The organism is Alteromonas sp. ALT199, from assembly GCF_018619335.1.
GTDB lineage: Bacteria > Pseudomonadota > Gammaproteobacteria > Enterobacterales > Alteromonadaceae > Alteromonas.
Map to the genome: position 1 here is coordinate 1 of NZ_JAHHDX010000030.1, position 17241 is coordinate 17241.

Genomic DNA, 17241 nt, shown 5'->3' on the forward strand with positions numbered 1-17241 from the left:
AAAGATTTGCTGAAAATCCACATAACAACACCAGTGAATATTCAATATAAAAGAGCGATAAAAGACCCTTTAAAAACACCACTGATTTTTCTATTCAAAGAAGCACCTAACTTTTAAATAAGGGGCGCAGGCACGTGGGGCATAATGGCGAAGCCGCCCTGCGTGTTTGCGTCCCAGCGAACGAAGTGAGTGACTTAATTTTTTTGTTAGGTTTACATTGCATAAACTGCGCGAAGTTCGTCGTACATCGCCTTACGTTTTGAGAGAATGATAGTACGATAATCTTCTAAGTCTGCCTCAGTTAAAGAGGAGTTCCCTTGCCACGCTTTTCTTCTGAACTCTTTGACATAATCGCCGTAATCTCTAATCAGCTCTTGTGCATTCGTCGCGCCAATTAATATTAACTTACCCTCTGCACTAGCCAAGTCAGTATATTTATCAAATAACTCTTTAGCAGCGCCATCAATTCTGGCTTTTAGGTCTTCAGGTGCATCTTTTTTACGTTCTAAGTACCTGACATGCTCAATCATGTATGCCCAATATTTCAAGGCAGAGGTAGAGAAGTTTTCTGCTTGCGAAGATATTTCTTCAAGCAGTTCTCGTTGTCGGTTTTGCTTGGATTTTTCGACATCCTTTTCATGATTTAATTTTGTGACGCTGTATGTGGCTACACCCGATATAAGCGCGCCCAATCCAATTTTGACCGCTGTATCAATGATATCTAAAACTGTTGCAGACATAGGTGAAACTTCCTTTGTAAACCTAACATTAAGCTAAGCGGCGCAGTTGCGTGGGGCATCATGGCGAAGCCGCCCCGCGTAAATGCGTCCGAGCGACCGAAGGGAGTGGTCTTAAGCGCCTTGTTATAAGCAGAGCCAGTTCCTTTGGTCTTTTTAAAAACTAATGAAGCCAGCATACGATTGATTGTTAACACAAACAAGCAAAACGACTGTGCACAAATGTTTTTGATTTGAGAGAAGCAAGCCGCCATCTGAGCTATCAAGTGTAATGGCGCTTGCGAGGTTCAACTAATAACTTGGCGACAAAGCGCCTATTACACCACCTTTGAATTGAAAGCGGCGGATTTAGACCTACCACAAGCCAGAGCGATGCTAATGAAAACAGGTGAGGGTAGTTTTACTGGAATTTTTATATAGCCAAACGAAGTTTAGGCTGACGCCTTATAACTTTAAGCTAAGCGGCGCAGTTGCGTGGGGCACAATGGCGAAGCCGCCCCGCGTAAATGCGTCCGAACGACCGAAGGGAGTGACTTAAGCGCTTTGTTAGAAGCAGAGCCTGTTCCTTTGGCCTAATTAAAAACTAATAAAGTCAGCATACGATTGATTGTTAACACAAACAAGCGAAATGCCAACGATGTGATGTTGGTGATTTGAAGGAAACAAACCGCCTTTTGAGCTAACAAACGCAATGGCGCATGCTGGCAGGAAGTAAGAACTTGGCGATTAATCGCCTATTGCGCGACCTTTAAAGTAAGCGCGGTGATATTAAAACTACCAATGCTTGGGCGATGTTGGAAACAGCAGGTGAGGGCGATTGAACTGATATTTTTATAAAGCCAAACGTAGTTTAGGCTGACGCCTTCTAACAATTTAGTGTACGGAAAAAATCCTTTATGCAAGGTGGATTATATCCGTATATCACTTTTCGGTTATTCTAAGTTATCACCTTAAAACAACGTATTAAATAAAAAAGAAACACAATTGAATATAAAAGCCGGAAAACTTCTTTTTTATTTTTTAGTGTCGCAAAAATGCGGAGTGCTGGTTATAAAAACAGTGTTTTTTTTGAATGCTACAGATAAGCGTCTGGGTGAATCTTGTTCACTCTCCATTCACCATCTTCTTTAATCAAATCAAGGCTTCGTAGGTCTTCTACCTTGTCACCATTGTAGTTGCCGCTTAAAAATACGGTAATGGTCGATTTTTCCGAAAACTCGCTTCTGCCAACTCTGCCTGCACTCTGTGGAGTAACTGTTACAGTGTCATACTTTAAATTAAGCAGATGTCGTTGTACGTTACTGTTGGTGTGATATCGCGTAAGTATACGCGACATTTTTTCGCTGGATAGGCGTATTGCTATGTCTAAATTATCGTCTTCGTAAACACTTTTCAAAAACATAACTGTAGTGTATTCGGGTGTGCTTTCATCAAGCATTCCGTACCGCCCAATACCTTCTTCTTTCTCACCACAAGCCGATAAAATCAAAACTGTAAAAAGCCCGAGAAGGGCGTACCACATACGCGTTTTCATTTGGGTTACCTTAATATAAAGAGGTCCGTTTCTTATTGATAGTTTCATATCTTAACTAAGTCAATGTAACGACTGCCAAGAAGTTTGCTAAGCGAATTATTCACAAAAATCTGTATAAAAGCAAAGTGACGATAGGGTTTTACAAATTGTTGTTATAACGAGGTTTTATTTAAAGTATAAAAAACGAGGCGCTAGGCCTCGTTTTCGACTTATTGAAACCGAGAGAGGGTTATTGAACTTCTTCTTGCTCGTCAAAAGCACCAGCAAACATTGGGCTACTTAGGTAACGCTCTGTACCGCTTGCCAGTAGTACGACAACAACTTTATCTTTGTTTTCAGGGCGTTCAGCGAAGCGCTTCGCAGCTACAACCGCAGCACCAGAAGAAATACCCGCAAGAATGCCTTCGTCGGTCATTAGTTTGCGCGCCATGTCCATACATTCTTCGTTAGTAACTTGTTCAACTTCGTCAATTAGGTCTAAGTCTAGGTTACCTGGAATGAAACCTGCGCCAATACCTTGAATTTTGTGTGGACCAGGAGTTAGTTCTTCACCAGCAAGCGCTTGAGTAATTACTGGTGAGTCCGTTGGTTCAACAGCGATAGAGGTAATTGCCTTGCCCTTTGTGTTCTTAAGGTAGCGGCTAACACCTGTAATAGTACCGCCAGTACCCACACCCGCTACAAACGCGTCTACTTTACCATCGGTATCTTCCCAAATTTCAGGACCAGTGGTTTTTTCGTGAATGGCAGGGTTAGCAGGGTTGTCGAATTGTTGAAGTAATACGTACTTGTCTGGATCTGACGCCACAATTTCTTGTGCAGCGGCAACGGCACCTTTCATGCCTTTTGGTGCTTCAGTCAAAACAAGGTTTGCGCCCAATGCTTTAAGTAGCTTACGACGTTCTAGGCTCATGCTGCTAGGCATGGTAAGCGTTAGCTTGTAACCGCGAGAGGCAGCAACAAACGCTAAAGCAATACCCGTGTTACCACTGGTAGGCTCTACAATTTCTTTACCTTCGGTAAGGACACCGCGCTTTTCAGCATCCCAAATCATGTTAGCGCCAATACGGCACTTAACGCTGAAACTGGGGTTACGCGATTCAATTTTTGCGTATACATTGCCTGATGTTACGCGATTTAGTTTAACTAGTGGCGTGCGGCCAATAGATAGGGAATTGTCGTTAAATACGTTCATTATAAATCCTTACCTCGTTCCTTATTTTACAGGAAACCCCGTCTGTCGTGATCTGTACGACCTTTTTAGTAGTTAATAATTCAACGCGTGTGATAGTTAATAATTCACAGCCTGAATTAGGGGATTTCGTCATACCCCTATATCATTGGTCCCAATCAGTAAAATGCAAAGTGCTTTTTAGCTATATGTTATATCTATGGGCAATCGTGAGAAGGCCTTGATATTATAGTTAAAATTGAAAAGACGAAAAATTATACGGAGTACAACAATAATGGCTTTTAGTGGCACGTCTAATTATATCGCAACCAAAGACTTACAGCTGGCGGTTAACGCAGCTATTACGCTAGAGCGTCCGCTTCTAATTAAGGGCGAGCCAGGTACCGGTAAAACTATGCTAGCGGAAGAGTTGGCAGAGAGTTTAGGCACCGAATTAATTCAGTGGCACATTAAATCAACCACCAAAGCGCAGCAGGGGTTGTACGAATATGATGCAGTATCGCGCCTTCGCGACTCTCAACTTGGCGATGACCGTGTTCACGATATAGGCAACTACATAGTAAAAGGAAAGTTGTGGGAAGCGTTTAGCGCAGAAAAGCGCCCAGTGCTGTTAATTGACGAAATTGACAAAGCCGACATTGAGTTTCCCAACGACCTGCTACTAGAACTCGATAAGATGGAGTTCTTCGTATACGAAACACAAGAACGCGTAGTCGCGAAGCAACGCCCTATTGTTATTATTACGTCTAACAACGAAAAAGAACTACCTGATGCTTTCTTGCGCCGCTGCTTCTTCCACTACATTCAGTTCCCAAACCCAGATGAAATGCAAGAAATCGTCAATGTGCATTTCCCTGACCTAAAGAAGAAGCTGCTTGATGAAGCGCTAAAAGCATTCTTTGAAATTCGCGATGTTCCAGGGCTTAAGAAAAAGCCTTCTACGTCTGAACTTATCGACTGGCTTAAGCTTTTGGTCGCTGAAGATATTCCACCTGAGGCGCTGCATTCAAAGGACGGTAAAGCAGCAATACCGCCATTATACGGCGCATTGCTTAAAAATGAGCAAGACATTCATTTGTTTGAAAAACTGGTCTTTATGGCGCGTCGCTAATGCTTATTCAGTTTTTTTATACGCTGCGAAAATATCACGTCAAAACCACGTTGCGCGAGTTGCTTGATTTACTTAAAGCGTTAGAGCATCACGTGGTATATGCCGATATCGAAGCTTTTTACAGCTTGTCTCGTACCATTATGGTGAAAGATGAAACCCAGTACGATAAGTTCGATAGGGCGTTCGCTGAGTATTTTGAAGGGGTGGAGTCTATCGATTTGTTTGGTAAAGACATTCCTGAAGAATGGCTTCGCAAGGAAATTGAGAAAAACTTAAGCCCGGAAGAGCGCGAAGCATTGCGTAAAGCGGGCGGCCTCGACGAACTGATGGAAACCTTGAAGAAGCGTCTAGAAGAACAAGAAAAGCGTCACCAAGGTGGAAACAAATGGGTTGGCACAGGCGGTACCTCGCCCTTTGGTGCGTACGGCGACAACCCAGAAGGCGTGCGAATAGGCCAAAAGGGAAATAGAAAGTTCTCGGCGGCTAAAGTGTGGGATAAGCGCGAATTCAAAAACTTAAGTTCTGATGTTGAGCTGGGTACGCGTAACATTAAAGTGGCCCTTAGAAAGCTGCGCAAGTTTGCCCGTACGGGCGCCAGCGAGCATTTAGATGTGCCTACAACGATAGGTGAAACGGCAAAAAAAGGTGGCTTGCTTGATATTCATATGGCGCCAGAACGTCATAATGCGGTAAAGGTTCTGATGTTTTTTGATGTGGGCGGCTCTATGGACCCTCACGTTAAGAGCACCCAAGAACTTTTTTCAGCAGTGCAAACCGAGTTTAAGTACCTCGAGTACTTTTACTTTCATAATTGCGTGTATGAGGAAGTGTGGAAAGATAACCTTCGCCGCAATAAAGAGCGTATTCCAATTTGGGATATCATTCACCGCTACGGTAAAGACTACAAGGTTATCTTTGTCGGTGACGCTACTATGGGGCCGTATGAAATTACCTACCCAGGGGGCAGTGTAGAGCATTGGAATGAAGAGCCCGGAAGTGTATGGATGCAGCGTTTGTTGAACCACTTTAACAACGCGGTATGGCTTAACCCGCAGCCTGAAAACTATTGGCCGTATTATTCGTCTATTAAAATTATTCGCGAAATAATGGAAGACAGAATGTATGGGCTCACCCTTGAAGGGTTAACGTCAGCCATTAAAGGGCTTAGTAGAAGCCGTTAAGTCCTTTAATGGATAAAGGCGCTCTTGTAGACGCGAATACCGCGTTGGCACTAGCGTTATTAACCTAGAATTGGTCTTATTGCGACGTAAATGATTTTGCGTTTGTCTTAATAAAACGCGTTGACTAATAGGTGTTACATTGAATTCGGATGTTTATGGCTTAGCTTTTGTTTTACTTGCTGGCGGGCAAAGTTCCCGCTATGACGGCAACAAACTCTTATCAGAGCATCCTATTACAAAATTACCGCTTCTTCAGCACAGTGCTAACGAAGTTATTCGCGCTCGCGATGAAATAGCGTCATTAAGCAAAAATCCGGTCACGGTTATTACAGGTAAATGGCACGACAGTGTAAATTCGCAGTTAGCTGAAGCCTTTTGTGGTCTACCTGAATTAACAATTGAGGTGATACACAATAGGCAGTGGGAAGAGGGGCTAGCATCAAGTATTCGCAGTGGGCTGTCACATCTGTTGAGCCTATCATTACAGCCTAAAACGTCGCTTTCACCAACTTTGCTTCCAAAATCCTCGCTACCAAAAGCAGCGTTGCCACCAGAAACAGCGTCTTTAAGCACTAAGCCTTCACATGTGCTTTTTACCCTTGCTGACTTGCCAAGCCTTAATACGCAGGATCTTATCCGCCTTATTGACGCTTCTAAGGCTCACCCACACAACATAGTATGTAGTGAGTGGCAGATGGATGGGCAGAAGTACGGGGAGCCTAATAGTCGGTTAACAGTGCCTGCCATCTTCCCAGAGGCGATGTATAGCGAACTATTAGCACTGCAGGGCGATACCGGTGCTAAGCCGCTCATTAAAAAGTATGCAAAGTTAGGGAAAGTAACGGCTGTGTCTATACCCAATGCACAATTTGATATAGACACCCCGCAAGACTGGGAAAAATTTAAAAAGCGACGTTAGCCCTCGTTTCAGTGCGGTTTAGGCAGCCTGCGCCACTGAAGCTGTTTAAACACTCGCTAAGCGATGAGCTGCATTTGGCCTTTGAATATAAAGAAGGCGCGCTCCAAGCATTACGGCTGCCGCACTTAAGCCTACGATAAACCCTATCCAGAACCCCGCTGCAGCCATTGGCTCAGCCGTTATCCAGTCTGTTCTTCCCAAAACTACACCTGTAGGAAGGCCTATTAACCAGTACGATACAAAGGTAATGATAAACATCGCCGTAGTATCTTTGTATCCGCGTAATGCATTGGCAGAGATAACCTGAACGGCGTCAGATAGCTGAAATAGTGCTGCGTAAATGAGTAGCGCATTAGCTAGCGTGTAAACAGCATCGTCGCTGGTATATAGCCCAATAATGAAACCCTTTGCCAGCAGGGTAAAGCTCGCCGTACATGCTGAGGTGAAAAAGCCGATAAGAATAGCGGTACGGGCTGCAATTTTGGCCTGACGCTGATTATTTTGCCCAATTCGATAACCAATGCGAATTGCGGCTGCCATACCAATACTCATAGGAAACATAAACATAAGTGCCGAGAAATTCAGGGCAACTTGGTGGGCAGCTACTGTTGTTGCCCCAAATGGTGCCAATAACAATGCAACCAGTGAAAACAGCGTTACTTCAAACAAAATTGTCATGGCGATGGGCAAACCCATTTTAAAGGTTCGGCTTATGGTTACCATGTTCGGCTTATACAACTGGTTAAACAAATTGTACTTTTGCAGGGCAGGGGCGAAGCGTACATAGATAAAGGTTGCTATCAGCATGGTGTAAATAACAATAGCCGTAGCAATACCACAACCTGCGCCGCCCATAGCGGGAAGTGGGCCAACACCGTAAATAAATAGGTAGTTTCCAACAATGTTGGCCATCAAACCGATAACGGTAATGATCATAGTAGGTTTAGTTTTACCTAATCCTTCACAATAGTTTCTAAGCCACTGATAAATTGCAAACCCTGGCATGGCAAATAGCACATAAAGCACATAGTCTACCGTTATGCTGTGCAGTTCAGGCGCCATTGGAAAAAGCGCTACCATATCTTCAGTGAAAGGAATTAAACCTGCTATTACCAGTCCTACAAAGAAGATCAGGTAGCCGGCTTGCTGACTGGCATCAGCAATGCTGCTAATACTTTTGTTACCCTGCAGTCGCGAAATAATAGGGGGAAGCGCAAGGGCTATACCTTGTATAAAACACAGAAGTGGTACGGTAATGCTAAACCCAAGCGCCACTGCTGCCATGTCGGTAGCACTGTAACGCCCGGCCATAATCGTATCGCTTACACCCATTAGCATTTGGGTGATTTGTGCAACTAGCAATGGCCACGCCAGCTTTAAAATGTCTCTTCCTTCTAAAAGAAAGCGTTTCTTATTCACGGTAATGTGTCTCTATATGGGTCGCCAAAGGCGACGATAATAATGGCAAACTGTGTTAGGTAGTGCTGCGTTAACGTGCTAGTGCTTTTCTGCAAGTAGTTCACCTGATGGAAACAAAGCTCAGCTTTGCTTGGGTAACGCTTTAATTTATTAACCTGTATTTGTTTTTATTAATACAGAAGCGAAAACTAAATTAAAATATACGTCTTAATGCAGCAGTGCTGAAAAACTCGTGTGCTAAATATGCAGTGGCATAACAGAAACCGTGTCGCCAACGTTAAGCTCGCTTATATCCTCATGCACTACCATAAGGCAGTTAGCAGAGGTGATTGAAGTCATAACACCAGAGCTTTGTGATTTTAATGGCGTAACTTCCCATTCTCCTTGGTCGTTTTTCACCATAGTTGCACGCTGGAAATCCCGTCGACCCGCGCGGCGCATGAGCGATGTGGTAATAGTCGCGTTAACAAAGAACGGCTCATGATTTTGTGCTTGGCCTTGCATTTTCTTAATAACGGGCACTACCAATAGCTTAGCCGTGACGAATGACGACACTGGGTTACCCGGCAAACCACAAAACAGAGTGTTATTTATTTTACCTAAAGCGAAAGGTTTGCCCGGTTTAACTGCAATTTTCCAGAAATCGATAGCGCCTAATTCAGCTATAATATCTTTTACGTAGTCTGCGTCACCAACTGAAACACCACCGCTACTTACCATTACGTCTACACGCTCGCTGGCATCAGTAAATAGTTTACGTAGCGAGGCTTCGTTATCTTCAACAATGCCAAAATCTACAAGCTCTACGTTTTCGTTACGTAATATACTGCTCACACCAACACGGTTCGATTCAAAAATTTGTGTTGGCTTGAGGGGGTCACCGGGAGACGCAAGTTCAGAACCGGTTGCTACCACACCAACACGCAGCTTTCGGTAAACTGCTACAGTGCTGTTTCCCTGAGAGGAAAGCAACATAAGGTGTTCGGCGTGAAGGCGGGTGCCCTCGCTAATTAGCGTATCGCCACAGGCAATATCATTGGCTTTTTTACGAATATTCTCTTTAGCAGAAGGTAGTTTATTTATAACTACAGCCTCGTCGCGGCTTTCAGTATTTTCTACCATCACAACGGCATTGGCATTATCCGGAATAGGCGCACCTGTCATTATTTTAAACGCTTTGCCATTTTCGAGCGGCTCGTCAGCACTCATGCCTGCGGTAATAACACCTTGCACTTCAAGTTCAGCGCTATTAGAAAGGTCCCCAACGTTAACGGCGTAGCCGTCCATTGCCGAGTTGTCCCAAGGTGGAACATTGATATGAGCAATAACATCTTCTGCTAAGATGCGGTTGTTGGCGTCAAAAATACTCACGTGTTCAATGTCGCTTATCGCCTGCGCAGCGTCTAACGCTTTAGTGAGGGCCTCTTCTAATGAAAGCCATTTTGATGACATACCAACAACTCCAATTAATTAATTAACAGGCGGATATTACAGAAAAAACGCTCTTATACCAAAGGTTAAAGCATGAAATATGAGAAAGTAGGTAGCAATGTGTGCAAAGACAAATACCGCATTGTAGCTAGGTGATATTTCGAGAATTTTACGAATGCAGTGTTAGTATCTCATTAAAGCTGTCGAACACCCAGTCAGGGTGATAGGTCGCAATACTCTCGCCGTAATTGTATCCATAGGTAAGCCCTATACTTTTAATATTAGCGGCTTTAGCGGCAAGAATATCGTTTTTGGAATCCCCTACCATTACACACTGTGAAAGCGAGACGTTAAGCTTTTCGCATGCGTATAAAAGGGGCAGGGCTGACGGTTTTTTCTCCGGTAAACTGTCACCGCCGATAGTAAGGGAAAATAACGACGACAACGAAAATGAAGACAAAATAGGCTCAATAAACTCTGAAGGCTTGTTAGTTATCAATACTAGCGTGCAACCCTTTTTCTTCAACGTTTTAAGCGTGTCTTGGACGCCATCGTACAACACTGTACTTTTGGTTTTTAAAGTACGGTAATAGAACAGAAATTTGTCTAAAGCGGCATCAATTTCACTCGTCTCGCGATGGTGGTTTATCTTCGAATCTCCACCCATTCCTCGCTCAACAAGAACCCGAGCACCATTTCCAACCCAATGCCTAATAACCTGTTCGCTGTATCTTGGTAGTTGATAATCATTTAGCATTTGGTTTAAGGCTGTCGCTAAATCGGGAACAGAGTCTACGAGTGTTCCGTCTAAATCGAAAAGGAAGGTGTTTATTTTCTGCATTACAAATTTGTTTCGCTACATCGTGTATTAAGCATATCACCGCAGTATCCGTACCGCGGCAAATTTTTAGTAAGCAAACTTTTTAATAACCAAGTTTTATTCGAAGTCTTGGTTGCTGATCCAAAGCACCTGATAAGGTTTCATTTGCAAGAAGCCACTGGACAGCGCTATCTCATCACGGGTGATAAGGTCAATCCAGTTATCTGTGCCTATAAGGTTGATGTCAGACAGCAATACCGTTTTCTCTTCGTCTGTGATATTGCTAATACAAAAAATACTTTGTTTTCTATCTAAGCTTTGACGCCAGTAGCCAAATAACTCGCTACCGAGTTGTAGCGTAAACTGCGTTGCGTTAGGGTGAAACGCAGGTTGCGCTTTACGAATGCGGATCAGCTGAGATATACGAGTAAGAACTTTGTGATGCTGAGAGAAGGGTGAGTCTAGCAATGCCTCAAGCTCGTTAAAGTTCCAGCGCTTCCTGTTTATAGAACGGTTTTGTCCTGTATTAGCAACCTTCTCATAATCGTTAGATGTGCCCAGTAGACTGTGAATATAAATTCCTGGAATACCTTCCATACCTAACATAATGGCATGCGCACAAATAAATCGGTCCACTTGATATTTGTCTGGACCCTTTATCGTACCTTGCAGTGCGTCAAACAACGTAATGTTAATTTCATACGGTTTTTGTTGTCCGTGCTCAGAAGCGCGCCATGAAACTTTTCCACCGAAATGCTGCATAGCGTGAACTAAATCTGATATTTCTTCTTCAGACAATAGCCCCTCAGCAGGGCGCAAACCAATACCGTCGTGCGAAGCAATGAAGTTAAAGTAGGCCGTGCCGTTTTGCGCGGGCGGCATACTCATCATCCAGCTTTTTAAGTATGTACAGTCACCTGATACTAAGGTATTCACAAGTAACGGTGGTAACGAAAAGTTATAGATAGCGTGTGCTTCGTTAGCATTACCAAAATACGTCAGGTTTTCCCGGTTAGGAATATTGGTTTCAGTAATGATGATTAGAGACGGGTCTACATGTTCAATTAGCGTTCTGATCAATCGAATGACTTCGTGAGTTTGGAACAAATTGATGCAGTTCGTGCCCAAAACTTTCCATAAAAAAGCAACAGCGTCTAAACGAAATATCTTTGCACCCTTATCAATATACAATTTAATAATATCGATAAACGCCAATAATACTTTGGGGTTTCTAAAGTCAAAATCAACTTGATCATGACTGAAGGTACACCATACATGCTTTGTCCCGTCAGCCGTTTCCGTTTCACGTAGCAATGGTGACACACGAGGGCGTGTTACCATAGATAAGTCATCGGTTGGATCGGCCGTGAAGAAGAAGTCAGAGCCAGGCCCATCGCCTTTCACGAAGTTATCAAACCACACGCTCCTTGCAGAGCAATGGTTAATCACTAAATCCGTCATTAATCCATAGTCGGCAGCGATGGCTTCGATATCTTCCCATGAGCCTAGGGCTTCGTTTACGGTGGAATAATCAATAACCGAGAATCCATCGTCTGAACTGTACGGAAAAAACGGCAAGATATGAACATTATTGATCGTGTTCTTACAGTAACGGTGCAAAAACTTATTTAACGTAACCAGCGGGCGCTCATCGTCGTCAATAACACTATCACCATAGGTAATCATAATGATGTCGTCTTCATCCCAATAATTATGGTGTGACTTAGGTGATGCAATATCCGTTTGCTGCTGAATGCCTATTGTATTTAATAAGTCAGTCGCTAGCGTCTCGTAGGAGACGTCTAGCGCTACATCGGCATAGATGCTTTCTAAATGGTGTTTTACTTTGTCATGGAGATGCTCCCATGCCATATTACTTACTCCATATATTCTGCAGTATCGGCTTCAACCGCTTCTAATAATCGTTCTAAAATATCAGGCACCGCACTTGTTACGCGGTTCCAACTTGGTATAAACGGTGTTTCCATTGGGTTTTCTAAAAAGTTCTGACCCGCTTTCATAATGTTGCTGGCGAACATTTCTACCGCTTTCTCTTCACTGTGAATGTCTAAGTTCAGGCCATTCATTACCGCGTCATTGTGATAAGTTTCTATAAAGTCTAGCGCAATTCTAAAATAGGTGGCTTTAATCGAGCGGAACATTTCATTACTAAACGTGTAGCCTTGCGTAGCAAGCTTTCTGAAAATGGCCTTAGTAATGTCGATAGACATTTTAGACAAACCGCCTTGATCGTTATTAAGCGAAAGGTCCTGATGCTTGTGATCGTAAATGTCGCAGATATCCGCTTGGCAAAGACGATTGTGTGAATAGTTGCGATGCATTTCAGACAACACGCCAATTTCTAAGCCCCAGTCGCTAGGTATTCGAATGTCGTTTAGTACATCTCTTCTAAACGAAAACTCACCCGCAAGCGGGTAGCGGAAGCTGTCCATAAACTCCAGGTATTCGTTGTCACCCATTATGCGCTTTAATGCGCGAAGTAATGGCGTAACAAGAAGCCGTGAAACGCGGCCATTAATCTTACCGTTGGCTACACGCGCATAGTAACCCTTACAAAATTCATAGTTGAACATCGGGTTGGCGACAGGGTAGATAAGCTTGGCAAGCAAGTCTTTGTTATACGTAACAATGTCGCAGTCATGCAGTGCTACAGATTCAGCGCGATTTGATGCCAGTACGTAGCCCATGCAATACCATACGTTACGGCCCTTACCTAGTTCTTTGGGCGCTAAACCTTTAGCCTGAAGTTCTTCATCTAGTGCTTTAAGGCGAGGTCCATCATTCCATAGCACTCTGTGATGCTGTGGTAACTTACCGAAAAATTTTAGTGCGTGCTTATACTGGTCTTCATTTGCTCGGTCTAAGCCAATAACAATTTCAGATAAGTAAGGAACGCCAGTTAGCTCGTTAACAATATGCGGAAGCGCGTCTCCCTCTAGTTCTGAAAAAAGTGATGGAAGAATAAGTGCCATGGGGCGCTTTTGAGAAAACTGTAAAAGCTCTGTTTCTAGCTCTTCGGTAGGACGACGAGCCAAGTTATGTAACGTAGTAACCACACCATTTTGATAAAAATCAGCCATGTGTCCTCCTGATTATAGGGATAGTAATTGAGTAAGCATTTCGTTCCAGCCTTCAGGGCCGGTTAGGGTGCTGGTATAGACCTCTTCTTTTTCTACAGCAGGCGGAGGGTTTACCGGTGATAAAATGCGAATAGGGACGTGCGCCGCTTCAAGCATTGCTACGTCGTTCTTACCATCGCCTAGGGCGATAGTATTAACTTTGGTGGTATATTGCTTTTGGTATTCACTAGCCAACCATTTAAGCGCTTGGCCTTTGTCGCAATTACCTGAAATATGGATAAAGCGACCTCCTTCTAAAGGAAAGGCGCCGCGATCTTTAACAATCTTTAAAAAACGCTGTTTTTCTTCGTCGGTGCCAAGCCATAAAACGGGTTCGCCGAACTGACGTTTAGCTGCTAGTGATGCAGAGCGCTCATCAAGGCCTGTGCATTCTTGAATCTCTTCAAGCGACATTTTTGAAAACTGTTTATATTTGCCCTCAAACTCGCTTCCAATTTTTTCCAGAAGTTTTATCCAGTAATTTTTGTTTGAGATAAAGGCTTTGCACCAAAACCCGTCTATCCAAACCGTGCCACTGGGTTTTTGCTTGAAAAAGCCGTGTGGCATGAAGATAGCTGCGCCATTTTCGATAATAAAAGGCCCGTCTAGGCCAATGCTTTCACGTAAAGGCTGTAACTCAGCAAACGTTTTACTGGTGGTAGGAATTACGGGAATGTTCCTGTTTTCTAATGCCGTTAAAGCCGGTTTCGCCGCCTCGAAAGAGTAGGTATGGTGGTCTAACAGCGTGCCGTCCATATCGGTGAAAACAAGCGTTTTCGTCATCGTTTTACATCCTGTTTAGTTATCGTTCTTGTTTCATCAAGATAAAACACGGTGTCACACTTTTCAGGCAAATGGACTAGCGCGTGTTCTGTGATGCGTTGGTAGTGTTGCACAAAGTTTGCCACTTCTTCATCCGACATTACGCCAGTGCTATCTTTGACGGCTTTTTGAGCTAGTTTATGCTCCTGTTCTAAACGCCATCGATAAACACAATCGAAACTTGGCGCTTTAAGCATAATGCGATAATCGATTTTGTCGAATAGCGTTTGATAATCTCCGGATAGTTCAGTGTTTACAAACGAACGCCAAATACCGAGAGGATCTTCAACTTCTTCAAGATGGTTGACGGGGCGCTTTAGTTCGTTTGATGGCTGTGAAGAGGCTCCGACACACCAGCCTTCAAGTATGATGAAATCAGGTGAAGATTCTATTACAGGCCACTGTTCTTTCGGGAAGGGGTTGTCAGTCGCTTTATTAAAACGAGGTAGTGAAGTTCTCGTACCTTTGCTTAATTTGCGAAAGGTATCTAACGCTAAAGCGATGTCATGAGTGCCTGGTACGCCGCGGGTTGCTAGAAGCGGGTGTACTTTTATTGCTAAGGCGTTACGCTGAGATTGGTCATAGTAAAAGTCGTCAATAGACAATGAAACTACTTGTTTATTGTGGACTGATGAAAGAAAGCATTCAATAAAACTGGTCAGAGTAGATTTACCTGAACCCTGACTGCCATTTATGCCAATGATAAATGGTTTGGTTGCACCTTGTTGGTGCGTTAGCAGCTTTTCACATAATGGCGTGAACCATTTTTGTGCAGTTTCTGCATAGGTACTTGGCAATTGATGCGTCGCTAGAAAGCCATGTATATCCATGTTGTCACCTTAATCAATGCAGAATTCGCACGTTCATTAAGATTAAAGTAACAACATTTGTGCCAATAGCGTAATAGGTGGGCTGTTCTTAGAGCTACTTCTTATTCGCGACAATAACTGCCCGTTGTGGTGCAGGGTAACCTTCAATGGTGCGAGTAATATCTTCCGGATCGAGAAAATCTTTCAAAGACTGTGACTCCATCCAAGACGTCGAACGCTGTTCGTCTAATGTAGTGTGATTACTATCCACAACGCGAATGTTCTCAAAACCTAAGCGTTCTAACCAAACCGAAAGGGCAGCCGTACTTGGTAAAAACCAAACATTTCGCATTTGAGCATAGCGCTCACCAGCCATTAGCACCGTGTTTTTGTCACCGTCAACGACAAGGGTTTCAAGTACTAGCTCTCCACCTTTTCTTAGCTGATCTTTAAGCTGCTGCAAAAACGCCATTGGGTCTTTGCGGTGATAAAGCACGCCCATAGAAAACACAGTGTCGAAAGCTTTTAACGGTTGCATCTCTTCAATGCCTAATGGCAAAAAATGAATGTTGTCACAGGGCGCGTTGGAATTACTGATAAATTGCTTAATAGCGTGAAACTGAATAAGGAACAGTTGAGTAGGATCTATACCCATTACTTTTTCGGCGCCATCACCAAGCATACGCCACATATGATAGCCACTACCGCAGCCTACATCTAAAACGTTTCGACCTTTTAATGAGGTAATGTGAGGTGCCACGCGTTCCCATTTCCAATCTGAGCGCCACTCAGTATCAATGTGAATGCCATGTAGGTGGAAGGGGCCTTTTCTCCAAGGCATAAACTGTCTTAACAAGCCTTCAATTTGTTTTCGAGTATATTCGTCAACATCATCTAGTGCCCCTATTAAGACACACGATGACAAATCAATTTGACTTGGAGACGTTGATGGAAGTTTACTAAGCAAACGACACCACTTGTCAAATTCACCATGCTTGGCGTTACGCTGCCAGTCGTTCATTTGTGCAGGTAGCGTTTGCAGCCAATGAGAAAGCGGGCTGTCTATCAACGATTTATAGCAATCGTTAAACCAAGTCTGTTCTAATTTACTCATAGTTTTCTTTATATGTGTTCAAAATCAAAATAATGTGAACGTAAAACGCGCTTACGCTTAGCCTTTAATGGCCACCATGGATGTAAAGTTATAGCACTTGTACCACATCACAACATCTGTAAAACCTACTTTTTTCAAGCGCGTTTCATGTTCACTGAAGGTGTCGGTTAACATGACTTTCTCTAGCGCTGCGCGCTTTTGACTTACCTCTAGTTCGCTGTATCCATTGTCGCGTTTGAACTGATGGTGTAAGTCTACAAGTAACTCGTTTCCATTGAGGGTAGGGTGACGAATTTTCTCTGACAACACCAACATGCCACCAGGGTTAAGCCCATTGTAGATTTGTTTTAACAGCGCTTCCCGGCTTGCTGGAGGTATAAACTGTAGGGTGAAGTTCATTACAACCATTGAAGCGTTGTTTATGTGAACATCTTGAGCTAGCCCATGTTGAATAGAAATTGGGTTTGGAAGTGTAAAGGTTTGCACTACGCGTTTACATCGGTCGACCATCGCTTCAGATGCATCTACCCCTATGATCTCACATGTGCCGTTTGGTAATGCTCTAGCTACAGATAAACTCGCGGCCCCGAGGCTACAGCCAAGATCATAAACTACCGAGTTTTGAGATACGGCTATTTTGGCCAACTCGCCGATAGTATGAACAATGGTTTCGTAACCCGGCACCGAGCGTTGAATCATATCGGGAAACACATCAACGACAGACTCGTCAAATTTAAAGTCATCTACTTTATTGAGTGCCTTTGCGTATATATTGTCGTGCTTCTTCACTGTGAGTCTTCAATTAACTAATTTGGGGCGCAATTTTACCGCCTGATACGTAAATGCCAATGGGAAACACTAAATTTGTTAGATTTTGTGTAATTTTTAAAGATTAGGTCTTTTCGTTACTGGTCTAAAGTATTAATCTATACTCATACTATAATAAGGAAGCAGTAACGCTAATGACGAGAATTCTAGTAGCAGACGATCACCCATTGTTTCGCGAGGCTTT

At 43.4% G+C, this 17241-nt stretch carries 15 protein-coding genes; 3 read left to right on the forward strand and 12 right to left on the reverse strand.

What is annotated here, in order from left to right:
• Positions 1-212: 212 nt before the first annotated feature.
• The 3 genes from KL866_RS03350 to cysK all read right to left on the reverse strand — a co-directional run bounded on the left by KL866_RS03350 (position 213) and on the right by cysK (position 3466).
• Entirely contained in the window at positions 213-740 is a 528-nt protein-coding gene (locus KL866_RS03350; protein ID WP_214993364.1) for a hypothetical protein, read from the reverse strand.
• Between the two features lie 1072 nt (positions 741-1812).
• A complete protein-coding gene (locus KL866_RS03355; RefSeq protein ID WP_214993366.1) occupies positions 1813-2271 on the reverse strand; it encodes a hypothetical protein in 459 nt (152 codons plus the stop codon).
• A gap of 229 nt (positions 2272-2500) precedes the next feature.
• Entirely contained in the window at positions 2501-3466 is a 966-nt protein-coding gene (cysK, locus tag KL866_RS03360) for a cysteine synthase A (RefSeq protein WP_214993368.1), read from the reverse strand.
• A gap of 271 nt (positions 3467-3737) precedes the next feature.
• Here cysK and KL866_RS03365 point away from each other — a divergent pair, with 271 nt between their 5' ends.
• The 3 genes from KL866_RS03365 (at position 3738) to KL866_RS03375 (ending at position 6674) form a co-directional block, all read left to right on the forward strand.
• Positions 3738-4574, forward strand: a complete 837-nt coding sequence (locus KL866_RS03365) for a MoxR family ATPase (protein WP_025255415.1) — start codon at positions 3738-3740, stop codon at positions 4572-4574.
• Positions 4574-5755: a VWA domain-containing protein gene (locus KL866_RS03370; protein WP_025255414.1), complete on the forward strand. Its 1182-nt coding sequence runs from the start codon at positions 4574-4576 to the stop codon at positions 5753-5755. Before KL866_RS03365 ends, KL866_RS03370 begins: the two co-directional genes overlap by 1 nt.
• 139 nt (positions 5756-5894) lie before the next feature.
• Positions 5895-6674 carry an NTP transferase domain-containing protein gene (locus tag KL866_RS03375; RefSeq protein ID WP_214993369.1) on the forward strand — a complete coding sequence of 260 codons (780 nt, stop codon included), beginning with the start codon at positions 5895-5897 and terminating at the stop codon, positions 6672-6674.
• A gap of 45 nt (positions 6675-6719) precedes the next feature.
• Here KL866_RS03375 and KL866_RS03380 read toward each other — a convergent pair whose 3' ends face one another.
• From KL866_RS03380 to cmoA, 9 genes are all read right to left on the reverse strand, one after another.
• On the reverse strand, positions 6720-8093 hold the full coding sequence (locus KL866_RS03380) for an MATE family efflux transporter (protein WP_214993371.1): 1374 nt from the start codon (positions 8091-8093) through the stop codon (positions 6720-6722).
• A gap of 237 nt (positions 8094-8330) precedes the next feature.
• On the reverse strand, positions 8331-9545 hold the full coding sequence (glp, locus tag KL866_RS03385) for a gephyrin-like molybdotransferase Glp (protein ID WP_214993373.1): 1215 nt from the start codon (positions 9543-9545) through the stop codon (positions 8331-8333).
• Positions 9546-9693: 148 nt separating this feature from the next.
• Positions 9694-10365 carry a phosphoglycolate phosphatase gene (locus KL866_RS03390; protein WP_214993375.1) on the reverse strand — a complete coding sequence of 224 codons (672 nt, stop codon included), beginning with the start codon at positions 10363-10365 and terminating at the stop codon, positions 9694-9696.
• A gap of 96 nt (positions 10366-10461) precedes the next feature.
• Positions 10462-12216, reverse strand: a complete 1755-nt coding sequence (locus KL866_RS03395) for a sugar phosphorylase (protein ID WP_025255409.1) — start codon at positions 12214-12216, stop codon at positions 10462-10464.
• A gap of 5 nt (positions 12217-12221) precedes the next feature.
• Positions 12222-13445, reverse strand: a complete 1224-nt coding sequence (locus tag KL866_RS03400) for a glycosyl transferase (protein ID WP_025255408.1) — start codon at positions 13443-13445, stop codon at positions 12222-12224.
• Positions 13446-13457: 12 nt separating this feature from the next.
• Positions 13458-14267: a mannosyl-3-phosphoglycerate phosphatase gene (locus tag KL866_RS03405; protein ID WP_025255407.1), complete on the reverse strand. Its 810-nt coding sequence runs from the start codon at positions 14265-14267 to the stop codon at positions 13458-13460.
• The gene (locus KL866_RS03410) at positions 14264-15136 is read right to left on the reverse strand and encodes a kinase (protein ID WP_025255406.1); all 873 of its coding nucleotides are present in this window, start codon (positions 15134-15136) and stop codon (positions 14264-14266) included. Before KL866_RS03410 ends, KL866_RS03405 begins: the two co-directional genes overlap by 4 nt.
• A 94-nt stretch (positions 15137-15230) precedes the next feature.
• Positions 15231-16229: a tRNA 5-methoxyuridine(34)/uridine 5-oxyacetic acid(34) synthase CmoB gene (gene cmoB / locus KL866_RS03415; RefSeq protein ID WP_025255405.1), complete on the reverse strand. Its 999-nt coding sequence runs from the start codon at positions 16227-16229 to the stop codon at positions 15231-15233.
• Positions 16230-16286: 57 nt separating this feature from the next.
• Positions 16287-17018, reverse strand: coding sequence for a carboxy-S-adenosyl-L-methionine synthase CmoA (gene cmoA / locus KL866_RS03420; protein WP_025255404.1), 732 nt, complete (start codon positions 17016-17018; stop codon positions 16287-16289).
• Positions 17019-17241 lie beyond the last annotated feature (223 nt).

What these genes read in the sequence shown, in the direction of transcription:
- KL866_RS03350 (WP_214993364.1), bottom strand. Translation starts at nt 740, where the DNA reads ATGTCTGCAACAGTTTTAGATATCATTGATACAGCGGTCAAAATTGGA.
- KL866_RS03355 (WP_214993366.1), bottom strand. Translation starts at nt 2,271, where the DNA reads ATGAAAACGCGTATGTGGTACGCCCTTCTCGGGCTTTTTACAGTTTTG.
- cysK (WP_214993368.1), bottom strand. Translation starts at nt 3,466, where the DNA reads ATGAACGTATTTAACGACAATTCCCTATCTATTGGCCGCACGCCACTA.
- KL866_RS03365 (WP_025255415.1), top strand. Translation starts at nt 3,738, where the DNA reads ATGGCTTTTAGTGGCACGTCTAATTATATCGCAACCAAAGACTTACAG.
- KL866_RS03370 (WP_025255414.1), top strand. Translation starts at nt 4,574, where the DNA reads ATGCTTATTCAGTTTTTTTATACGCTGCGAAAATATCACGTCAAAACC.
- glp (WP_214993373.1), bottom strand. Translation starts at nt 9,545, where the DNA reads ATGTCATCAAAATGGCTTTCATTAGAAGAGGCCCTCACTAAAGCGTTA.
- KL866_RS03390 (WP_214993375.1), bottom strand. Translation starts at nt 10,365, where the DNA reads ATGCAGAAAATAAACACCTTCCTTTTCGATTTAGACGGAACACTCGTA.
- KL866_RS03395 (WP_025255409.1), bottom strand. Translation starts at nt 12,216, where the DNA reads ATGGCATGGGAGCATCTCCATGACAAAGTAAAACACCATTTAGAAAGC.
- KL866_RS03400 (WP_025255408.1), bottom strand. Translation starts at nt 13,445, where the DNA reads ATGGCTGATTTTTATCAAAATGGTGTGGTTACTACGTTACATAACTTG.
- KL866_RS03405 (WP_025255407.1), bottom strand. Translation starts at nt 14,267, where the DNA reads ATGACGAAAACGCTTGTTTTCACCGATATGGACGGCACGCTGTTAGAC.
- KL866_RS03410 (WP_025255406.1), bottom strand. Translation starts at nt 15,136, where the DNA reads ATGGATATACATGGCTTTCTAGCGACGCATCAATTGCCAAGTACCTAT.
- cmoB (WP_025255405.1), bottom strand. Translation starts at nt 16,229, where the DNA reads ATGAGTAAATTAGAACAGACTTGGTTTAACGATTGCTATAAATCGTTG.